The sequence below is a fragment of the Angustibacter aerolatus genome, assembly GCF_054776675.1.
Map to the genome: position 1 here is coordinate 1 of NZ_BAAHBM010000161.1, position 2,854 is coordinate 2,854.

Below are 2,854 nucleotides of genomic sequence, written 5' to 3' on the forward strand. Positions count from 1 at the left end.
CCGTGGCGGCGCTCGTCGGCTTCCGCGTGGTCGGCGGCGACGACCGGGCGGCGCCGGTCGACGTGCCGGTGTGGCCGACGAGCGGTCAGGCCGCGGTGGCCGTGACCGCGGGCGGCCGCACCGCGCTGGCCACGCACGCCGACGGCCGGCCCGCGCCGGTGGCGAGCATGGCCAAGGTGATGACCGCCTACGTGGTGCTGCAGGAGGCGCCGCTGGCCGCGGGTGCGGACGGCTTCACCATGACGATCACGCCCGAGCAGGTGCACGAGACCTCCGTGCGCCGGCGCCGCGGCGAGTCCGTCGTGCGGGTCGTCGCGGGCGAGCAGTTGACGGAGCGGCAGGCGCTGCAGGCGCTGCTGCTGCCGTCGGCGAACAACGTGGCCACGGCGCTGGCCGAGCACGTCGCGGGCAGCCGCGAGCGCTTCGTGCAGCAGATGAACGAGCAGGCGGTCGCCCTTGGTATGACCTCGACCCGCTACACCGACCCCAGCGGCTACGAGACCTCGACGGTCAGCACCGCCCGTGACCAGCTGCTGCTCGCGATGGCCGCCATGCAGGTGCCCGCGCTGGCCGAGGTGGTCGGGCAGCGCTCGGCGGTGCTGCCGGTCGCCGGCCGGGTGGAGAACACCGACCGGCTGCTCGGGCACGACGGGTTCGTCGGCATCAAGACCGGCTCGATGCGCGCGGCCGGCGGGTGCTTCATGTTCCAGGCCGTGCGGCGGGTCGACGGGCACCGCACCGTGATCACCGGCGTGGTGATGGGGCAGCCGGGCCGCGACCTGGTCGACGCCGGGCAGGACGCCGCCGCCCGGCTCGTCGACGGGGTGGAGGCCCGCCTGCGCACCGGCGGGACCTCCGCCGTCCGCTGAGCCGCCGTGCGGCCGCGAGGTCAGGCGCCGCGCGGGGGCTCGGGCGGGTACGGGGGCTGCTGGTCGGGCTGCGCAGGGGGCAGCTCGACCGGCTGCTCCGCCGCCTGCTCGGCCGGCACCGCCTCGACGCCGGACGGCGAGCCGGGGTCGGGGGCGAGCTGCGACGGGGCGCCGGGAGCGCGGCCGGGCATCGCGCCGGGGGCGATGCCGGCGGTGGAGGCGCCCTCGGCCTCGGCGCTCGCCCCAGCCGCCTCGCGCCGTGCCTGCGCCAGCGCCTCCGCCGGGTCCTGGAGCGTCGGGTTGCCGAGGGCGGCGTCCGGCTCGTCGCCGTCCGGGTCGGGCACGTACCCGCCGCCACCACCGGGGGCCGGCACGTACCCGGCGCCGTCGCCCTGCTGCGGCTGCAGGTTGCCGAGCATCCCGCCGATGCCCTTCAGCGCGTCGCCCAGCTCGCTCGGCACGATCCACAGCTTGTTGGAGTCGCCGCGGGCGATCTGCGGCAGCACCTGCAGGTACTGGTAGGCGAGCAGCTTCTGGTCGGGGTTGCCGCGGTGGATCGCGTCGAAGACCTGCTGGATGGCGCGCGCCTCGCCCTGCGCGTTCAGGATGCGGGCCTGCGCGGTGCCCTCGGCCCGCAGGATGTTCGACTGCTTCTCGCCCTCGGCCGTGAGGATCTGCGACTGCTTGACGCCCTCGGCGGTGAGGATGGTGGCGCGGCGGTCGCGCTCGGCGCGCATCTGCTTCTCCATCGAGTCCTGCACCGAGTGCGGCGGGTCGATCGCCTTCAGCTCGACGCGGTTGACCCGGATGCCCCACTTGCCGGTCGCCTCGTCGAGCACGCCCCGCAGCTGGCCGTTGATCTGGTCGCGGCTGGTGAGGGTCTGCTCGAGGTCGAGCGAGCCGATGACGTTGCGCAGCGTGGTGACCGTGAGCTGCTCGATGCCCTGGATGTAGTTGGCGATCTCGTACACCGCCGACTTCGGGTCGGTGGGCTGGAAGTAGATGACCGTGTCGATGCTCACGACCAGGTTGTCGCTGGTGATCACCGGCTGCGGCGGGAACGACACCACCTGCTCGCGCAGGTCGACCACCGCACGGGGCTTGTCGATGAACGGGATGAGGATGTGCAGGCCGGCGTCGAGCGTGCGCGAGTACCGACCCAGCCGCTCGATGATGACCGCGGTCGCCTGCGGCACGATCCGGATGGTCCGGATGATGACGACGATCGCGAACAGCACGAGCAGGACCAGCACGACGAGCAGCGCGGTTCCCCCACCGGTCACGGCTTCTCCAGTTCCGGGTCGGCCGCCACCACGGCGGTCGCCCCCTCGATGGCCACCACGTGCACCCGCGTGCCGGGTGGCAGGACGACGGACCCGGACGGGTCCTGCACGCGGGCCGACCAGACCTCGCCGCCGAGCCGCACCCGGCCGGTGGCGTCGCTCACGGTCTCGAGCACCCGGGCCTCGCGACCGACGAGCGCCGCGGTGCCCGTCAGGTGGCCGGTCACCTGCACCCGGCGGCGGACGACGGGTCGGACGAAGGCGACGAGCAGCAGCCCGACGACGACCGCGCCGACCACCTGGACGGCGAACGGCAGGCCGAGCGCGGCCAGCCCGGCCCCGGCGAGCGCGCCGCCGGCGAGCATGAGGAACAGCAGGTCCACGGTGGCGGCCTCGATCGCCGCCAGCACCAGCGCGAGGCCGAGCCAGGCCAGCGCCGGGTGATCGCTCACCCACCCCATGTCGCTTCCCCCGTCCTCGACTGCTCGCACCCTGTCACGCGGGCGGTCAAGGACGCCACCCGCCGTGCCGACCTGTGGATGGTGAGGTCCGTCGGTCGGCGAGGTGCCCGTGGTGCGGGGGTGCTGCTGTGCGCCCTGGTGCTGGGCGGCGTCGCCGCGCCCGCACGCGCCGACGATGCGGCGTCCGCCCGGCGCCAGGCGAGCCGCGCCGCCGACGCCGTCGCCGACCTCACCGCCCGCC

At 74.9% G+C, this 2,854-nt stretch carries 3 protein-coding genes; 1 reads left to right on the forward strand and 2 read right to left on the reverse strand.

Going from position 1 to position 2,854, the window contains the following annotated elements; all coding sequences use genetic code 11:
- A partial coding sequence (locus ACYVI6_RS18395; RefSeq protein WP_460447748.1) for a D-alanyl-D-alanine carboxypeptidase family protein occupies nucleotides 1-869 on the forward strand: 869 nt, incomplete at its 5' end.
- Nucleotides 870-889: 20 nt separating this feature from the next.
- On the opposite strand, the gene ACYVI6_RS18400 is transcribed toward ACYVI6_RS18395, so the two are convergent.
- Together ACYVI6_RS18400 and ACYVI6_RS18405 are read right to left on the reverse strand one after the other, a co-directional pair.
- Nucleotides 890-2,152: an SPFH domain-containing protein gene (locus ACYVI6_RS18400; RefSeq protein WP_460447749.1), complete on the reverse strand. Its 1,263-nt coding sequence runs from the start codon at nucleotides 2,150-2,152 to the stop codon at nucleotides 890-892.
- Nucleotides 2,149-2,613 carry an NfeD family protein gene (locus tag ACYVI6_RS18405; protein ID WP_460447750.1) on the reverse strand — a complete coding sequence of 155 codons (465 nt, stop codon included), beginning with the start codon at nucleotides 2,611-2,613 and terminating at the stop codon, nucleotides 2,149-2,151. The genes ACYVI6_RS18400 and ACYVI6_RS18405 overlap by 4 nt, the downstream gene beginning before the upstream one ends.
- Between the last annotated feature and the right edge of the window lie 241 nt (nucleotides 2,614-2,854).